Origin of the sequence: Halosolutus amylolyticus (assembly GCF_023566055.1) — an archaeon.
Taxonomy (GTDB): domain Archaea; phylum Halobacteriota; class Halobacteria; order Halobacteriales; family Natrialbaceae; genus Halosolutus; species Halosolutus amylolyticus.
Map to the genome: position 1 here is coordinate 1 of NZ_JALIQP010000001.1, position 15,372 is coordinate 15,372.

Genomic DNA, 15,372 nt, shown 5'->3' on the forward strand with positions numbered 1-15,372 from the left:
CGCCGATGAGCGGCGCTCCTTCGCTCTCTCAACTGCACCTCCACTCACTGGATCAATTACTCCGTCACTTTCGGTGACGAAGCAATCTGTTTCAGCTTGTTCTACATCTTGGTTCGGCAACGACTGTAAACGGCGAGGTTTTGCGCCTGTTCATCCCATAACCCGATCGGTCCCGTTCGACGCCGGTGAACTCCGCCGTCGGGTCGGGACGACAACCGCACGCTTTTGGGCGGTCCCTGTGAACTGACAGACATGGATTCCGCGGCGTGGCTCGCGGACGACGACCCGATCGTCGGCGTCGTCGATCCCGATCCGGACGCGATCGACCCCGAAGCCGACCGAGACGCGGTCACAGCGATCGACGCGGCGCTCGTCGATCGAGACGCCTCGATCGCGACGGGGACAGTCGAGGAAGTGCTCGCCGCAGCGCCGTCGATGCTGGTCGCGATCCGAGAGGCCGGACTGACGGCCGTCGCCCGAGCGGAACCCGACGCCCCCGTCCTCCCGATCGGCCCCGTTCCAGGAGTCGAGACGGTCCCCGTCGACGCGATCGAGGCCGGCCTCGGGGCGGTTCTCGACGGCGACGCAGTCGAACGGGATCGGCCCCTGCTCGGCGTCGAACGCGAACCGGGATCGACGACGAGCGGGAGCGACCGCAAGCGCGCGCTGTTCGACGTGACGCTGGTCACGGAAGAACCGGCCCGCATCTCGGAGTACAGCGTCCGGAGCCGCGGCGAATCGATCGCGCAGTTTCGCGCCGATGGGGTCGTCGTCGCGACGCCGGCCGGGAGTTACGGCTACGCCAGCGCGGTCGACGTGCCGCGTCTCTCCGCGGCCGTCGACGCCGTCGGCGTCGCACCGATCGCACCCTTCGTCACCGCGACGCGCCGATGGGTGCTCCCCGCGGACGACCTCGCGCTCGCCGTCGAACGCGACGAGGGCGACGTCTCCTTGCTCGCCGACGATCGGATCGTCGAGACGATCTCGCCCGGCGAACGCGTCACCGTCGGCGTCGACGGGACGCTCGCGACGCTCGTCGTTCCCGAATCGAGTCTGTAACCGACAGCGTCCGCGTTGGCGCCGTTCTAGCTGTTGTACGGCTCCTCGTCCCGGTGGTTGTCCGGGTTCACGTTCTCGAGCGCGTCGTCCTCTCGATCGTCGGACTTGTGTTCGATGTCCTGTCGGCGCTGCTCCTCGTCGTGCCGTTCGCGTGCCTCTTTTTCCTCCTCGGTGAGTTCCTCTTTCTCGTCCTCGGCGTCGGCGTCCTCGTGTGCGAGTTCGACGTCCCGTCCGTGCTCGTCCTTGCCGGTCTCGTCGCGGTCGTCACTGTCGTTGGACATAGTGATCCCGATCGGGGCTACCGTCGGTCTCCGAAAAGGCATTGGGCTTGCGACGGTCGGCAAAGCGGACGGCCGATGCGATCGCCGTCGTCTCGACTACCAGGGCTCGCCGGACGCGAGATCGATCTCGCTGTCGCCCTTCTCCGAGGGGCAGACGTCCGCGAGTACGCAGTCGCTACAGTCCGGGTTGCGGGCCGTACAGACCGCCCGCCCGTGGTCGATACAGAGGTGGGTGAACTGCTGCCAGTAGCCCTCGGGGACGATCTCCATCAGCTCCTGCTCGATCGCCTCGGGACGCTCCTCCTCGGTGAGACCGAGTCGGCGGGAAAGCCGCTGGACGTGCGTGTCGACGACGATCCCCTCGACGACGTCGTGGCCGTGCTGGAGGACGACGTTCGCGGTCTTCCGGCCGACCCCCGAGAGGTCGGTCAGTTCGTCCATCGTGTCCGGGACCTCGCCGTCGTGGTCCTCGACGATCGCCTGGCAGGCGCTGCGGATGTACTCGGCCTTGTTGTTGTAGTAGGTGATCGAGTTCAGGTCCGCCGCGAGTTCCTCCTGGGGCGCGTTCGCGTAGTCTTCCGGGCCGTCGTACTTCTCGAAGAGTGCCTCGGTCTCCTGGTTGACCCGCTCGTCCGTACACTGGGCCGAGAGGATCACGGCGATCAGGAGCTCCAGCCGGTTCGAGTACCGGAGCGAGATCGTCGAGTCGGGGTAGGCCTCCTCGAGTCGATCGACGATCTCCGCCGCCTGCTCGCTCCGCGTCGCCAGTGGGGTTCCCATGCGCGACCGATGGACTGTCCGTACTAACTATCTGTTGGATTCGTCGGCGTGGGGCCGATCCGCTCCGGGTCGGTGAACCGCCGTCGCGTCACCGGGGAGCGGCCGTCACTCCGGCCTCGAAGATCGGCCGTCGCGGGGCGGGCGTGCCTGTCTCTCCCATGTCACTTCGTGGGACACTATTATTACGATGACTGTCGTACGTATCGAAACGACTCACGGAGGGATACGGATCGTTGTAACGGTTTACCGGTGATCGCCGCCTCAGTCGGGCGATCTCCGGTGACGAATTACAACAGACCGTACGAGTCGCGCGTCGATCACACGGTGGGGACCGAAGGGATCGACGGTGGGGGGAGAACCATGACGGTACAGGACGACACACTCACGCTCGACACCGAATCGCCAGCATACCACCGCGACAGCGTCGTCGACGCACTGCTGACCGAACTGAAAGACGACCAGGGGGGAATCAGGCGCGCGGCGCTCAAGCGCGCGCTCGAAATCGATGCCGGCGTCGACGGCGACGCCGAGACGGCGGGGACACCGCACGACCCGACGACGGCCGCGGCCCCGACCAGCACGAGCGACGCGGTCCGCATCGAACGACTGCAATCGACCGTCGAATCGCTCGCCGCCTACACCGACGCGCTGGAGGCGTTCCTCGACGAGAACGGGACCGCCGAGACCGTCCTCGCGGAGGTTCAGGAGGGACTCGATCGGGCTCACGACGAGATCGACACGCTACACGCGGACCTCGACCGTCTCGACGACGCCGGCACCGAGCGGACGGACCGCATCGACACGCTCGAAACCGAGGTCGAACGCGTCGACGACGCCGTCGATCGCCTCGACGATCGAACCGCAGCTCTCGAGACTGCCACCGAGGAACTCCAGGCGGACGTGGCCGAAACCCACGACTCGATCGACGACCTCGAGTCGACCATCGAGACGGTCGCCGACGAGATGGCGGCCCGCACCGACGCGCTCGAGGACCGGATCGCGTCGCTCGAGGATCGCGTCGACGACGCCGAGTCGACCATCGAGTCCCGAACGGGGACGCTCGAGTCGGCGATCGTGGACCTCGAATCGACGCTCGACGATCGGCTCACCGAACTCAGGACGGCCCTCGAGGGCGACGTTCGGAACCTCGAGGCGGACCTGGCCGACACCGACGACGAGTTGCGATCGGAACTGGGCCGCATCGAAACCCGCCTCGACGATCGGCTCGGGGAGTTCAAAACCGACGTGGACGAGGACCTCGAAACCCTGGCGGAGACGATCGACGCGTCGGTCGCGGATCTCGAGGGCGAGTTCGACGACCTCGAGTCGGACCTCGAGTCGCTCGCGGCCGACCTCGACGACGTCGAGACGTGGCGGGAGTCGCTCGAGACGGCGCTCAAGTAGCGGGTCGCCGTGATGACGGGCGATCGCCGCGCCAGCGCGGCATGCCGTGACCTTTAAGCGGCCGTCTTGCGCGTATGCGGGTATGAAAGCAACGGCCATGGCCCACCCGATCCAGGGGCTGGTCAAGTATCACGGGATGCGCGACGACATCGAACGGCTCCCATATCACGACAGTATCAGCGTCTGTACGGCCCCGAGCCACACGCGAACGACCGTCGAGTTCTCGATGGACCACGACGAGGACACGTTCGTCGTCGACGGCGAGGAACTCGACGGGCGCGCGTACGAACGCGTCGAGGCCGTCGTCGAGAAGGCCCGGAACATGTCGGACGCGGCACACACCGTCTACCCCGTCCGGCTGGAGAGCGAGAACAGTTTCCCATCGAACGTCGGGCTCGGCTCTTCTTCCTCCGGGTTCGCCGCCGCCGCGATGGCACTCGCAGAGGCGGCCGAACTCGACGCCTCGAAGCAGGAGATTTCGACGATCGCGCGCGTCGGCTCCGCGTCGGCGGCCCGCGCCGTCACCGGCGCGTTCTCTCAGCTTCACACCGGGCTCAACGACGAGGACTGTCGCTCCCGTCGGATCCCCTCGAACCTCCACGAGGACCTGAAGATCGTCGTCGGGCTCGTCCCCTACCACAAAGAGACCGAGGACGCCCACGACGAGGCGGCCGACAGCCACATGTTCCAGGCGCGCAACGCCCACATTCACGGCCAGATCGCCGAGATGCGCGACGCCCTCCGCAACGACGACTTCGATCGGGCGTTCGAACTCGCCGAACACGACTCGCTCTCGCTCGCCGCGACCACGATGACCGGACCCTCGGGCTGGGTCTACTGGCAACCCGCGACGCTCGCCATTTTCAACCGCGTCCGCGAACTCCGCGAGGAGGATGACATCCCGGTTTACTTCTCGACCGACACCGGCGCCAGCGTCTACGTCAATACGACCGAGGAACACGTCGATCGCGTCGAGGAGGAAATCGCGGACTGCGGCGTCTCCACCACCGTCTGGGACGTCGGCGGCCCCGCGAAGCTGTTGGACGAGGAGAAGCACCTTTTCTGAGCCGACCTTTTGCTCTGCGTGCGGTCGCTTCGCGACCGTACTCGGCAAAACGTCGGTGAAAAGCCTCTTCCCTCTATTCCGGGCCGCTTCACGGCCCGTTGCATCGGTCGTCGGCCCGCGCTCCCATCGGTCGTCGGCCCGCGCTCCCGTCGGTCGCTCGCGGTCGGCATCGATGTGGCCGGCCTGCCCTCCCCCGGATCGCACGATCAGCCACGGGCCGTGGCTGATCGAGACTCTCGGCCGTCGGGTTCGAGTTCGTACTCCTCGAGCGATCCGAGCGCTCGAACGCACTGTCTCGACCGACCGAGAAACCGCGGCCGATCGGTCGGCTCCTCGAGTCCGTTGACTCCGACCTACTTCTCCAGCGGTCGCCACGTCCGCGGCGAGTCGTTCAGTCGCTCGCAGCCGTCCTCGGTGACGACCACCAGATCCTCGATGCGGACGCCGAACTCGCCCTCGAGATAGACGCCCGGCTCGACGCTACAGACCATTCCCGGCTCGAGTTCGCGGTCGTTCTCGCTCGTGACGTACGGCGGCTCGTGGACGTCGAGTCCGACCCCGTGGCCCGTCCGGTGGACGAACGCGTCGCCGTAGCCCCGATTTTCGAGGACCTCGCGGGCGGCGCGGTCGACCTCGCGGGCCTCCACGCCCGGTTCGACGGCTTCGACGCCGGCGTTGTGGGCCTCGAGGACGGCCTCGTGGACGTCGCGGAACTCGTCGGACGGCTCTCCGTCGAAGACGACGGTGCGGGTCTGGTCGCCGGGGTAGCCCTCGACGCAGGTGCCGAAGTCGAGGACGACGGGGTCGCCCGACTCGATCGTGCGCTCTCCGTGACGGTGGTGGGGCCGGGCCCCGTTCGGGCCGGAGCCGACGACGGTCTCGAAGGAGACGCCATCACCGCCGGCCGCGGCGAGTCGATCCTCGATTTCGGCCGCGAGCTCCCGTTCGGTCATTCCGATCGCGTCCGCGCCGAGCGCGCGAATCGCTTCGCTGACCCCGTCCGATATTCGTGCCGCCTCGCGGAGCCGGTCGAGTTCGGCCTCGTCTTTCCGGACCCGGAGGTCCTCGAGAACCTCGCTCGCGAGGCCGAACGTGGCCTCGGGGAACGTCGCCCTGAGGTCCTGGGTGAACAGGGCCCACATGCGATCGTCGACCAGCAGGCGGCCGCCCTCGAGCCCGAGTTCGTCGCCGATCGTCTCGAGGGACTCCGTCGGATCCTCGTCGTCGCCCCACGTGCGGACGTCCGTAATCGGAGACCCGTCTCTGATCTGCGCGTCGTACATCTCGGGCGCGACGAACAACTCCGTCTCGGGCGTGACGAACAGGAACAGGTGGCGTTCCATCGGCTCGTCGTCGAACCCCGAGAGGTAGTACATGTTCGAACTCGGGAAGCAGACGACGGCGTCGGCTCCCGCGTCGATCAGCGCCTCGCGGACTCGCTCGAGTCGGGTTTCGATGGCGGTGTTCTCGATCATGTGCCGTTTGTTTCTATCACTCCGACTAGTGCGTGTATACCCTACATTTCTCCCTGACTATAGTTTCGAGGTACCGTCGCTCTCCGACCCGCGTCGAGCGCTGGGAGAGTCGGCGTCGCTGGATCGCCGTCGCCGCCCAGTATATGTAACTCGAGCCACTCTGTGAACCTATGCACGTCGTCGTGCTCGGCGCGGGCTACGCCGGCCTGACGCTGACGCGCCTGCTCGAGCGAGACCTCCCTTCGGACGTCGACATCACGATCGTCGACGAGTCTCCCGACCACCTCGTCCAGCACGAACTCCACCGCGTGATCCGCCGCCCGGAACTGGCCGCCGAGATTACGGTGTCGCTGCCCGCGGCGCTCGATCGGGCGACCGTTCGCGTCGCGCGCGTCGAGGCGATCGATCGGGACGCGCGCGTGATTTCGCTGTCGGACGGCGATCTCTCGTACGACCTGGCGGCGATCTGTCTCGGCGCGCAGACCGCGTTCTACGGGCTCGAGGGCGTCCCCGAGTACGGGACGCCGCTCAAGCGACTGTCACACGCGTCCCGGATTCGCCGGCGCGCGCTCGCGGTGTGCCGGCGCGACGACGCCCGGATCGTCGTCGGCGGGGCTGGCCTGTCCGGGGTACAGGTCGCTGGCGAACTCGCGGCCCTCGCACGCGAGGAGGGCAGTACGGCGTCGGTGACGGTCCTCGAACAACTCGATCGGGTCGCGCCGGGGTTTCCGGCGAACTTCGGGCGAGCGGTGCGGCGGGCGCTCGAGGACTGTGGCGTCGAGGTTCGAACAGACGCGACCGTCATCGAAGCCGACGCGGAGCGAGTGACTCTCGAATCGGACGACGCCGTCCCCTACGACCAGTTCGTCTGGACCGGCGGGATCCGCGGACCCGACGCGCTCGCGGGCGATCGACCGACCGTGGACGGCGACCTGCGCCTCGACGAGCACATGTTCGCGCTCGGCGACGCCGCACGGGTCGTCGATGCGGACGGCGACGCCGTGCCGGCGAGCGCACAGTCGGCCGTCCGCGAGGCCCGGACCGCGGCCGAGAACATCGCTCGTCTCGTCGACGCCAGATCGTCCGAGAGCGCCCCGCTCGACCCGCACCTCGAGACGTTTTCGTTCGACTCGCCGGGCTGGCTGGTCAGCGTCGGCGACGACGCGGTCGCACAGGTCGGCCCGGCCGTCTTCACCGGCCGTCCGGCGAAGACGCTGAAGACGAGCGTCGGCGTCGGCTACCTGTCGTCGATCGGCGCCGCCCGCAACGCGGTCGACCTCGTCTCCCGGGAGTTCTCGTCGGAGTCGTCCGACTGATTCGTCCCGATCGACGGTCCGGGTGAGGACGAGACACAATAAATTAGGGATGAGACGGTCGAGCAATGATTGTGAGCGAGACGGTGGAGATTCTCCTCGGACTGCTCGTCGGCGCGGCAGTACTGGCCGTCGTCATCGGTCTCTGGTTCCTGTGACGGCCAGTTCGTTCCCGCCGATCGAGAGCGGGACCGATCGAAACGGGGACTCAATCGGGACAGGATGCAGTCGCGCCGCGTCGATCGGCCCGGACCAGACCGTTAGCCGACGTACCGCAGTCGCGATACTGCGACCGGAGAGAAGGCGTTCGAACGTGCCGATGGGATCGTCGACTGCGGACGCCGTCAGGTCCAGCGGTCGAGCCCCGTCTGGGTGACGCTCTCCTCGATCCGCTCGAATCCGCGTTCGACCTCGTCGGCGTGGACCTCCCACTCGTCGGTGACGTACTCCCGCGCCGCCGCGAGGTCGGGGTCGAGCGTCGTGTCGAACTCGTAGTCGTCGGTCACGTTCGGGTCCCGGAACAGCTGGCGGACCCGATCGCCGTACTCGATGCTCTCGCCGCGGGCCTCGAGAACGCTCCAGAGGTCGCCGTGGTCGGTGATCTCCGCGATCGCCGTCTTCGGGCCGATCCCCCTGACCCCCTCGTTGAAGTCCGTCCCGATCAGGATCGCCGCGTCGATCAACTGTTCGAGGGTGAGGTCGTGGCGATCGAGCGTCGCCTGGAGGTCCATCAGTTCGGGATCGCCCTTGCTCGTCAGCTGGCGGAGCGTCCGAGGCGCGCCGAACAGCAGGGCGTCGTAGTCCTCCGACCCGACGTAGTCGGCGTCGCCCCGCCGGGCCATGTGCGCGGCCTGGGCCTCGCCCTCGGCCGGCGCCTCGACGATCGGGACGTCGAGCAGGTCGAAGAGTTCCCGGCTGGTCTCCTGGATCGTCGACGTCAGGCGCTGGGTGCGCGATTCCAGTTGCGCGATGGCGACCTCGTCGCCCTCCTCGCGGGCAGTCTCTAGTTGCGCCTCGTAGCTCCGTCGCTGTTCGCGCCGGGACTCGATCTCGTCGTCCTTGAGTTCGGAGGGGCCGCCGTCGAAGACCATCACCGGGACGACGTCGTTCTCGAAGAACTTGGGGAGCCCCTGGACGATCCCTACGAGGTTCGCCACCTCGGTTCCGTCGGCGGTCGTGTACACGTCGCCGTTCGTCCACTTGACCGTCGTCGTCAGGTACCGGTAGAGCCAGTTGTGCGCGTCGACGGCCACGACGCCCTCGATTTCGTCGAACGGGATCTCCTCGATGACCGCGATGTCCCGGAGTGCAGCGTTGCCCATTACCGGGGAATTGTCGGGGCTGGGATTTGAAACGTTGGCTTCCACCGTTGACCCGTCGTCTTCGAAATTATTACCGCAACTCGTGAGCCGCCGGCTGATTCGGATAATACTGTCCAGTAGCTCACCGCTTTAGCCCGTCTGGGACGTTTCTCCAACTGTGAGTCAGCCAATGACGCAGCGACACGACCGCAAGCCGTTTGCCAGTTCCCTGTTCGTGACCGGCGTTACGATGGTCCTCGCGAGCGTCGCCACGGCCGTCTGGATGTTCAGACTCGGCGACATCGTCACCGCGCTGGGGCTCGGACTGCTCGTCGTCGCCGGACTGCTACTGGCGGGGATCGGGCTTCCCCCCGAGGCGGCCGCCAACTGAACCTCGCGTGGTACTGTCTCCGTTCCTGCGAGACACGCACGCCACTCGATCAGGCGACCCGAAGCACCCTTCCAGGAGCGATCGCAGTCGTCTCTCCTCGCCACTGTCGGGGTGTGAGCCCCTGAGAGTGGATCCGACGGACGCAACCGACACTTGGGTCGCCGGGTCCGGACGACGTCAGACCGGACACCGCTCGCGGAGTCGTTCGACGGCACGGCCGATGCGCGACGCCGCGTCCTGCAGACCCCGCCGTCCCGCTTTCGCGCGCCGGGCGAGCGCGAACCGGACCCCGTCGTAGGTGTTGCCGAGCAGGTTTCCGAAGTAGATCGCGCGGACGAACGCGAGGACGTCGGCCGCCGTCTCGCGGCCGTAGGCGTCTCGCAACGCCATCACTGCCTCCCGGCCCGGCTTCTCGTCCGTTTCCGCGTACTGCTGTGCGAACAGGAGCGCGGGCAGTTCGGTGTCGTCGACGGCCGCGTCGACGTCGTTCTCAAGGATCCGGGCGATCGTCTCCCCGTCGACGCCGGTCTCCCGTGCGAGATCGGTGTGATACCGGGTACAGTACTGGCAGTCGTTGACCGCCGTGACCGCGAGCATGATCTTCTCCGCGAACTGATCGCTGACTCTGTCGGCACGCTTTGCCCGCACGAGTCGTGGGACGTTATGCACGAATCGAACAATACCGGTGGCCAACGATCGGATCGTGAAGGTTTTCTTCTGGAAGTCGCCTGGAGATCTCCCTGTAGCGCTCATCTAGATATCGGCTTTTCGGGACACCCAGTAAGTCGATTTCGATCCCCTGCTCTGGCTGGCCACGTTCCTTCCTGGACGCCAGCCGGCTCGTTCCCAGTTCCTTATCTTGCTCTTTGTGGGCAATTCTGGTCGGTAGGTAAGCGCCCGAGTCATCCGTCGTGTGACTCGATCGCCGGTGGCTCACTGTGACGTCGCGAGTCGAGAAACGTCTCCTCCTCGGCGGAGAGATCCCGATCGCGGAACTCGTCGAGGCCGGCCTGGTAGCGCCCGCGGCTCGGCGGTCCCTGGCCCGGTTCGTACGCGAGAACGAGTTCGGCGATCCCCGTCTGCTCCCCGGTGTACTCGAATCCCGTTCGATACAGGGCCTCGTAGGCGAACGGGTTGTTGACGGCGATCCGGAGCCGATCGTAGCCCCGCTCGAGGGCCCGATCGCGAACCCTGCCGAGTAGCTCTGGCCCGATTCCCTCGCCTCGGCGATCGTGCGCGACCGTGACGTATCGGAGCCACAGGGTGTCGGGGTCGGTACGGTCCTCGTTGAACGCGACGGCGGCGACGACCGGCTCGTCGGCCTGGTCGTCGTCCCGCGCGACGGCCTTCCCCGTGTTCGTCATCACGAACTTGCCGGCGTAGCTGAACCGCTCGTGATCGAGTCGCAGTTTCGGCCCGTCCGGCGGCCACCCCAGTAGCTCGTACTCCACGGTCGGCGTTCGAGCCCCAGCCACTACAATTCTCCTGCCGAGCGTCCTGTCGGGTTCCGGAACTACCGCCACGCTCCGATCCGCGTTCGGCGGGCCCTCGCAGTCGCGACCCCCGATCGAGCGTTCGAGACGCCGCTCTCGCGCTTTCGATGGCGAATGCAGGGACAGTAGTGATCCATCCCAGTCGCGTAAATCGTGCCAATGAGTGGCAAAGATGGGGCCGGGGAGGCGGACCCCGACCGGGCGACGATCGACCACGGGTTCGTCGCCCTCCGGAACCAGGAGCGGCGGTACGCGCTCTACTTCCTGCTGGAACAGGAGACCGCCTCGGTCGCGGAACTCGCCGACGTCGTCGTCGGCTGGATGGGGGCGTCGACCAACGGCATGGCGACGCGCCGGGAGCGCGATCGGGCGTACCGGACGCTGGTCCACCAGCACGTACCGGTCCTGGTCGAGTTCGGAATCGTCGACTACGACGGCGGAACGAAGACAGTCTCGATGACGCCCTGCCCTGACGCGATCCGCGAGTTCGTTCACCTGGCCTGTCTCGCCGAAACCGGAGCGTAATCGTCACGAGCCCTATAATGACTCTCTCCGACGTGTTCGACCGACTGGAACACCCTCGCCGGACGATCACCGTGTACGCGAGCACGCCGCAACCGGACGTCACGGCACAGTTCGAACCGAGAGGGGTCACGGTCCGCCACTGCTCGCTCCCCGAGGAGACGACCCAGGGATTTCTCGTTATCAGGGACGCGGACGGGTTCGCCGGTGCGATCGGCCTCGAGGAAGCCCGCGACTTCCTCGAACCCCCAGTCTACCGGCCCTGGGACGAGGCGTTCGTCGACGCCCAGTACCGGACGCTACTCGAGGTCCTCGACGCGACGCTGTGGCACTCGCTCGATCGCCGACAGCTGCTGGCGACGACCCGGGAAATCGAGGACCGGGCGTGGCGAGTCGGCCGCGGGACCTTGCGGGTCGGGTTCCAGCGCCTCTCCGCGATGCGGGCACAGCTTCCGGTGTACGCACGGATGGCCGACGAAACGGCGCTCGGGATCCACGTCTACGGCAGCGACGACTGGAACCCGCCGACACTGCCCGGCGTGACGATCCACACCGACCCGAGCGACGAACTCGCGCAGTTCTGGTTCCTCGCGTTCGACGGCGGTCCGGACGATCGGCAGGCCTGCGGGTTGCTCGCCGAGGAGCGCGATTCCGGTTCGTTCGCCGGGTTCTGGACCTACGACGCCGATCTCGTCGACGAGATCGCAACCCGGGCTCGCGAGACCGCCGACTGACGTCCGCCGGTTCGAACGGTGACGACCGCGGGGAGCTTTTTTTCGGCCCGGTGGTAGCCCCGATCAATGACCGACGACGAACTCCTCGAGATCGAACGGGAACAGACGCTGGCCGAGGTCGCGGACTGGCTTCGGGCCTTTGCCGACGACCTCGACCGGAACCGGCGACTTCACCGTCGCGGGCGACGACAACTCGGTCACGATCGATCGGCCAGACGAAACCCTCGAGTTCGAACTCGAGGTCGAACGCGAACCGGGCGAAGACGCCGACGAATCGGACGACTAACGTCCTGCTCCTCGAACGCAGAATCGGCACCCACGTTCCGGTTGCTGCGGCTCACGGAGTTGTTCGCCGCAGAAATGTGCGGACCGGGATTTGAACCACGCGAAGACGGTCGCGTTCGCTTCGCTCACGCGCTGCGACTTCTCTAATTCAAATCCCTCTATCGCGCATTTTCTCCTCACGTCCGTTCGTCGAAAAGTGCGCGGACCGGGATTTGAACCCGGGCCATGAGCTTGGAAGGCTCAGGTCCTACCACTAGACCATCCGCGCGCATCTCCCGCTTTTCGCTCTACCATTAAGGCTCTTGCTTTTCGGATCGAGTTCCGGCGGGCGATTACGTCGATCGCGATCGCTCGAAACCGAAACGAACGGCCGCTCGAAACCCGATCGTGACGGGTGGTCCGGATTAGCGCTCGGCGGGAGTGACTTCGGCGTAGCAGTTCCCGCTCGAAAGCTCCCACTCGAGCACGTCGAGGTCGCTCGCCGCGAGATCGCGCTCGAACTCGTCGGGGGCGTAGATGTGGTAGAACCGATCGACCGTCTCGCCGCCGGGGAGGGTCCACTCGATCGTGGTGTCGAACCCCTCGGTCTCGTCGAACCGATCGTGGGCGGTCGACCACGCGCTGACGAGAGCGCGCCCCTCCGGAGCGAGCACGCGGGCGAGTTCGTCGAGGCTCGCCCGGCGCGCGTCGGCCGTCGGCAGGTGGTGAAGCGTCGCGACGTAGACGGCTACGTCGACGCAGCCGTCGGCGATCGGGAGCGTCGCGGCGTCGCCCTGGCAGAGTGCGACGTCGAACTCGCGATCGGCGGCCCGCTCGCGGCCCGTCTCCAGCAGGCCGCGGCTGACGTCGAGGCCGACGACGGGCTCGAGGCCGGCCCCGGCGAGCAACTCCGCGTGCCGGCAGTTTCCGCAGCCGAGATCGAGTCCGACGCCGTCGCTCTCGTCGACCGACTCTCCCACGAAGGTCTCGACCTCGGGCCAGGCGTACTCTCGCGTCGAGGCGAAGTGGCTCGCGATCCGATCGTACGTGTCGCGGACGGCCGCCCGACGTTCCATCGGTTCGCACTCCGGGTGGCGGGTGCAAAAAGCGTTCGCGATCGATCGCGCAGACGGATTGCTGTACTGATGTCCCGGCGCAACCGCAACCGAGTCGTGATTGGGCCGGGCTGACGCACAGCAAGTCCGCATCACACGACGACGGCGAACAGGAGGACCGAGAGGCCGACGAGCACGACCGCGTGTTTCGCGCCGGCCCGGACGTCGCCGGTACTCAACTGGCCGGCGATCAGCCCGGAGAGCAGCCCCTGAATGAGCGTGGCGTGGTAGAACAGCGTGCTGTAGGCGGCGGTTTCGCCCTCGGAGAGGCCGCCCAGTCCATCAATATCGCCGCCGGCACCGCTCGCCGTCTCGACCGTTTCCGCCGGAAGGTTCGGCAGGAGATAGGCGCCCAGTACGGTGATGATAAACAGGAAGACCAGAAACGAGACGTAGACGACGATCGTGTACTCGACCATCGCCTGCCGGCGCTCGCGTTTGAGTCGCCGATCGGCCGCCGCCTGGCGGGCCGCGATCCGGAGCACCGTCGCGAGGTTCCCGCTCGCGTTCATCGCCTCGGTGAGCAGCGTGACAACGCGGGACGTCGAGCGCGTGCGGACGCGTCGTCCGAAGCGGCGGAGCGCCGTCTGGATGTCGGCACCCCACTGGACGTCGGCCCAGACCCGATCGAGTTCGCGCCCGAGCGGCCCCAGGTCGGAGTCCCGGATGTGGTCGACCGCCGAGATCATCGGCATCCCGGCCTCGTTGACGCTGGCGAGTCGATCGAGCAGGTCGGGAATCGCGGCTTCGATGGCGTCGATCCGACGACGGTGGCGTTCGTAGAAGCCGGCGAACACCGCGAGGACGAACAGGAGGCAGAGCGCGACGACGTCGTCGATGGCCGTCACGTCGAACCCGGCCCCGGCGACCGCGGCGGGAAGCCGGGAGAGAACCGCCGCGAGCGCGATCGGCACGGTGACGACGAGCGTCAGGCCGGGTCGATCGAGAAACGTTCGGAGCGGGTCCCCGATCCGATCGCGAACCCCGTCGAGCAACCGGTAGTAGCGGAGGCGATCGACGTTCTCTCGCTGGCGGGCGTGTGAGACGCCGCCGTCGGTCGCGGCCGCCGTCGGGACGGCGCTCGTCGGGGTCTGAGGGGTCGACTCGTCGTCGGTCGCCTGCCCCGGATCGATCGAGTCGGTGATCATACTCAGGTAGATTACGAACGCGAGGTTCCCGAAGGGGAGGATCAGGTAGATCAGGACCTGGAGCGGATCGAGCGTGTCACCGACCGCGATTCCGATGATCACCAGGATGGTGATCAGGAAGAGCGGACCCGCGACGAGTACCGTCACGTAGGCCTCGGCGAGCGTGGCGAGCAACTCGAGCATCTGCTCTTGCTGGGACTCGGACTCCTCCTGGTAGTCGTGGTACTGGCGCTCGAGAAAGTCAGAGAGGCTGTGACCGCTCTGGAGGACGCTGACGAGGTTCTCGGAGAACTCGCGAAACTGGGGGCTCGGACTGCGCCGCCCCATCTCCTGGACGGCGGAGATGACGTCCATGCCGAAGGTGTCCATGTTCCGGACCGCGACCTCGAACTCCGCGGCCGTCGCCCCGTAGGTGCCACGCTGTGCGGCGACGATCCGGATCACCTTCGGGAACTCCATCCCGCTTCGCGAGAGGGCGTAGATGAACGCGACCGTCGACGGGAGTCCCGATTCGATCCGTCTGGCACGGGCGTCGGCGGCGTAGGTCGGGTACCACCACCGGAGCCAGTACGTGCCGCCGCCGGCGATCGCGCCGAGCGTGAGACAGGACCCAAGCAACAGGACGAACAGTTCGGCGAGCGACAGCGCCGGCACGCCCCCGAGGTTCGCGAGGACGGAGAGCGCGCTCGGCAGCGCTTCGCGCATGGTCTCGGGATCGATCGCGAGCACGAGCAGGCCGGCCCAGATGACGTAGATGCCGAAGATCGCGCCGGCGACGCCGAGTAGCCCGGCGTACAGCAACGTCCGGGCGCCGTACTCCCGGTAGGTCGTCGGGAAGTGGGCAGCCCGGAGGGCGGACTGGCGGTGGGGGTGTTCGCTCCGGAACTCGTCGACGTAGCCCCCGAACACCTGCACTGCCGCCCGCGTGAGGACGCGATCGACCCGGTCGCTGACCCTCGCGACGACGAGCGGGGAACAGCACAGAAGTGCGATCACCAGCGGGACGAAGTTCGAGAGCGCCACCGG

Annotated in this window: 16 protein-coding genes and 1 tRNA gene; 8 read left to right on the top strand and 9 right to left on the bottom strand. The window is 67.0% G+C overall.

Annotation, left to right across the window (positions count from 1 at the left end):
* The first annotated feature begins 252 nt into the window (after window positions 1–252).
* Entirely contained in the window at window positions 253–1,059 is an 807-nt protein-coding gene (locus MUN73_RS00005) for an NAD(+)/NADH kinase (protein WP_250138400.1), read from the top strand.
* Window positions 1,060–1,085: 26 nt separating this feature from the next.
* Here MUN73_RS00005 and MUN73_RS00010 read toward each other — a convergent pair whose 3' ends face one another.
* A complete protein-coding gene (locus MUN73_RS00010; RefSeq protein WP_250138401.1) occupies window positions 1,086–1,340 on the bottom strand; it encodes a hypothetical protein in 255 nt (84 codons plus the stop codon).
* A gap of 96 nt (window positions 1,341–1,436) precedes the next feature.
* Window positions 1,437–2,120, bottom strand: a complete 684-nt coding sequence (gene nth / locus MUN73_RS00015; protein ID WP_250138402.1) for an endonuclease III — start codon at window positions 2,118–2,120, stop codon at window positions 1,437–1,439.
* Window positions 2,121–2,480: 360 nt separating this feature from the next.
* On the opposite strand from nth, the gene MUN73_RS00020 reads away from it, so the two are divergent.
* Both MUN73_RS00020 and mvaD read left to right on the top strand, forming a co-directional pair.
* Window positions 2,481–3,524, top strand: coding sequence for a coiled-coil domain-containing protein (locus MUN73_RS00020; RefSeq protein WP_250138403.1), 1,044 nt, complete (start codon window positions 2,481–2,483; stop codon window positions 3,522–3,524).
* Window positions 3,525–3,606: 82 nt separating this feature from the next.
* A complete protein-coding gene (gene mvaD, locus MUN73_RS00025; RefSeq protein ID WP_250138404.1) occupies window positions 3,607–4,590 on the top strand; it encodes a phosphomevalonate decarboxylase MvaD in 984 nt (327 codons plus the stop codon).
* A gap of 353 nt (window positions 4,591–4,943) precedes the next feature.
* Here the strand turns inward: mvaD and MUN73_RS00030 are convergent, their stop codons facing one another.
* Window positions 4,944–6,065 carry a M24 family metallopeptidase gene (locus tag MUN73_RS00030; RefSeq protein WP_250138405.1) on the bottom strand — a complete coding sequence of 374 codons (1,122 nt, stop codon included), beginning with the start codon at window positions 6,063–6,065 and terminating at the stop codon, window positions 4,944–4,946.
* A 170-nt stretch (window positions 6,066–6,235) separates the two neighbouring features.
* On the opposite strand from MUN73_RS00030, the gene MUN73_RS00035 reads away from it, so the two are divergent.
* Window positions 6,236–7,381, top strand: coding sequence for an NAD(P)/FAD-dependent oxidoreductase (locus MUN73_RS00035; protein ID WP_250138406.1), 1,146 nt, complete (start codon window positions 6,236–6,238; stop codon window positions 7,379–7,381).
* Between the two features lie 341 nt (window positions 7,382–7,722).
* Here MUN73_RS00035 and fen read toward each other — a convergent pair whose 3' ends face one another.
* Entirely contained in the window at window positions 7,723–8,700 is a 978-nt protein-coding gene (gene fen, locus MUN73_RS00040) for a flap endonuclease-1 (RefSeq protein WP_250138407.1), read from the bottom strand.
* A gap of 169 nt (window positions 8,701–8,869) precedes the next feature.
* On the opposite strand from fen, the gene MUN73_RS00045 reads away from it, so the two are divergent.
* Entirely contained in the window at window positions 8,870–9,070 is a 201-nt protein-coding gene (locus tag MUN73_RS00045; RefSeq protein ID WP_250138408.1) for a hypothetical protein, read from the top strand.
* Between the two features lie 177 nt (window positions 9,071–9,247).
* Here MUN73_RS00045 and MUN73_RS00050 read toward each other — a convergent pair whose 3' ends face one another.
* Together MUN73_RS00050 and MUN73_RS00055 are read right to left on the bottom strand one after the other, a co-directional pair.
* Window positions 9,248–9,823, bottom strand: coding sequence for a carboxymuconolactone decarboxylase family protein (locus tag MUN73_RS00050; RefSeq protein ID WP_265339083.1), 576 nt, complete (start codon window positions 9,821–9,823; stop codon window positions 9,248–9,250).
* A gap of 149 nt (window positions 9,824–9,972) precedes the next feature.
* Window positions 9,973–10,521, bottom strand: a complete 549-nt coding sequence (locus MUN73_RS00055) for a GNAT family N-acetyltransferase (RefSeq protein ID WP_250139590.1) — start codon at window positions 10,519–10,521, stop codon at window positions 9,973–9,975.
* 201 nt (window positions 10,522–10,722) lie between these two features.
* On the opposite strand from MUN73_RS00055, the gene MUN73_RS00060 reads away from it, so the two are divergent.
* The 3 genes from MUN73_RS00060 (at window position 10,723) to MUN73_RS00070 (ending at window position 12,105) form a co-directional block, all read left to right on the top strand.
* The gene (locus tag MUN73_RS00060) at window positions 10,723–11,088 is read left to right on the top strand and encodes a DUF7344 domain-containing protein (RefSeq protein ID WP_250138410.1); all 366 of its coding nucleotides are present in this window, start codon (window positions 10,723–10,725) and stop codon (window positions 11,086–11,088) included.
* A 17-nt stretch (window positions 11,089–11,105) separates the two neighbouring features.
* Complete coding sequence (locus tag MUN73_RS00065) at window positions 11,106–11,819, top strand: DICT sensory domain-containing protein (RefSeq protein WP_250138411.1); 714 nt, start codon at window positions 11,106–11,108, stop codon at window positions 11,817–11,819.
* A gap of 139 nt (window positions 11,820–11,958) precedes the next feature.
* Window positions 11,959–12,105, top strand: coding sequence for a hypothetical protein (locus MUN73_RS00070; protein WP_250138412.1), 147 nt, complete (start codon window positions 11,959–11,961; stop codon window positions 12,103–12,105).
* Window positions 12,106–12,301: 196 nt separating this feature from the next.
* Here MUN73_RS00070 and MUN73_RS00075 read toward each other — a convergent pair.
* The 3 genes from MUN73_RS00075 to MUN73_RS00085 form a co-directional block, all read right to left on the bottom strand.
* Window positions 12,302–12,372 (bottom strand) — tRNA-Gly (locus MUN73_RS00075).
* Between the two features lie 136 nt (window positions 12,373–12,508).
* On the bottom strand, window positions 12,509–13,159 hold the full coding sequence (locus MUN73_RS00080; protein WP_250138413.1) for a class I SAM-dependent methyltransferase: 651 nt from the start codon (window positions 13,157–13,159) through the stop codon (window positions 12,509–12,511).
* A gap of 131 nt (window positions 13,160–13,290) precedes the next feature.
* Window positions 13,291–15,369 (bottom strand): type II secretion system F family protein, encoded by a 2,079-nt coding sequence (locus MUN73_RS00085; RefSeq protein WP_250138414.1) that lies wholly within the window; start codon window positions 15,367–15,369, stop codon window positions 13,291–13,293.
* Between the last annotated feature and the right edge of the window lie 3 nt (window positions 15,370–15,372).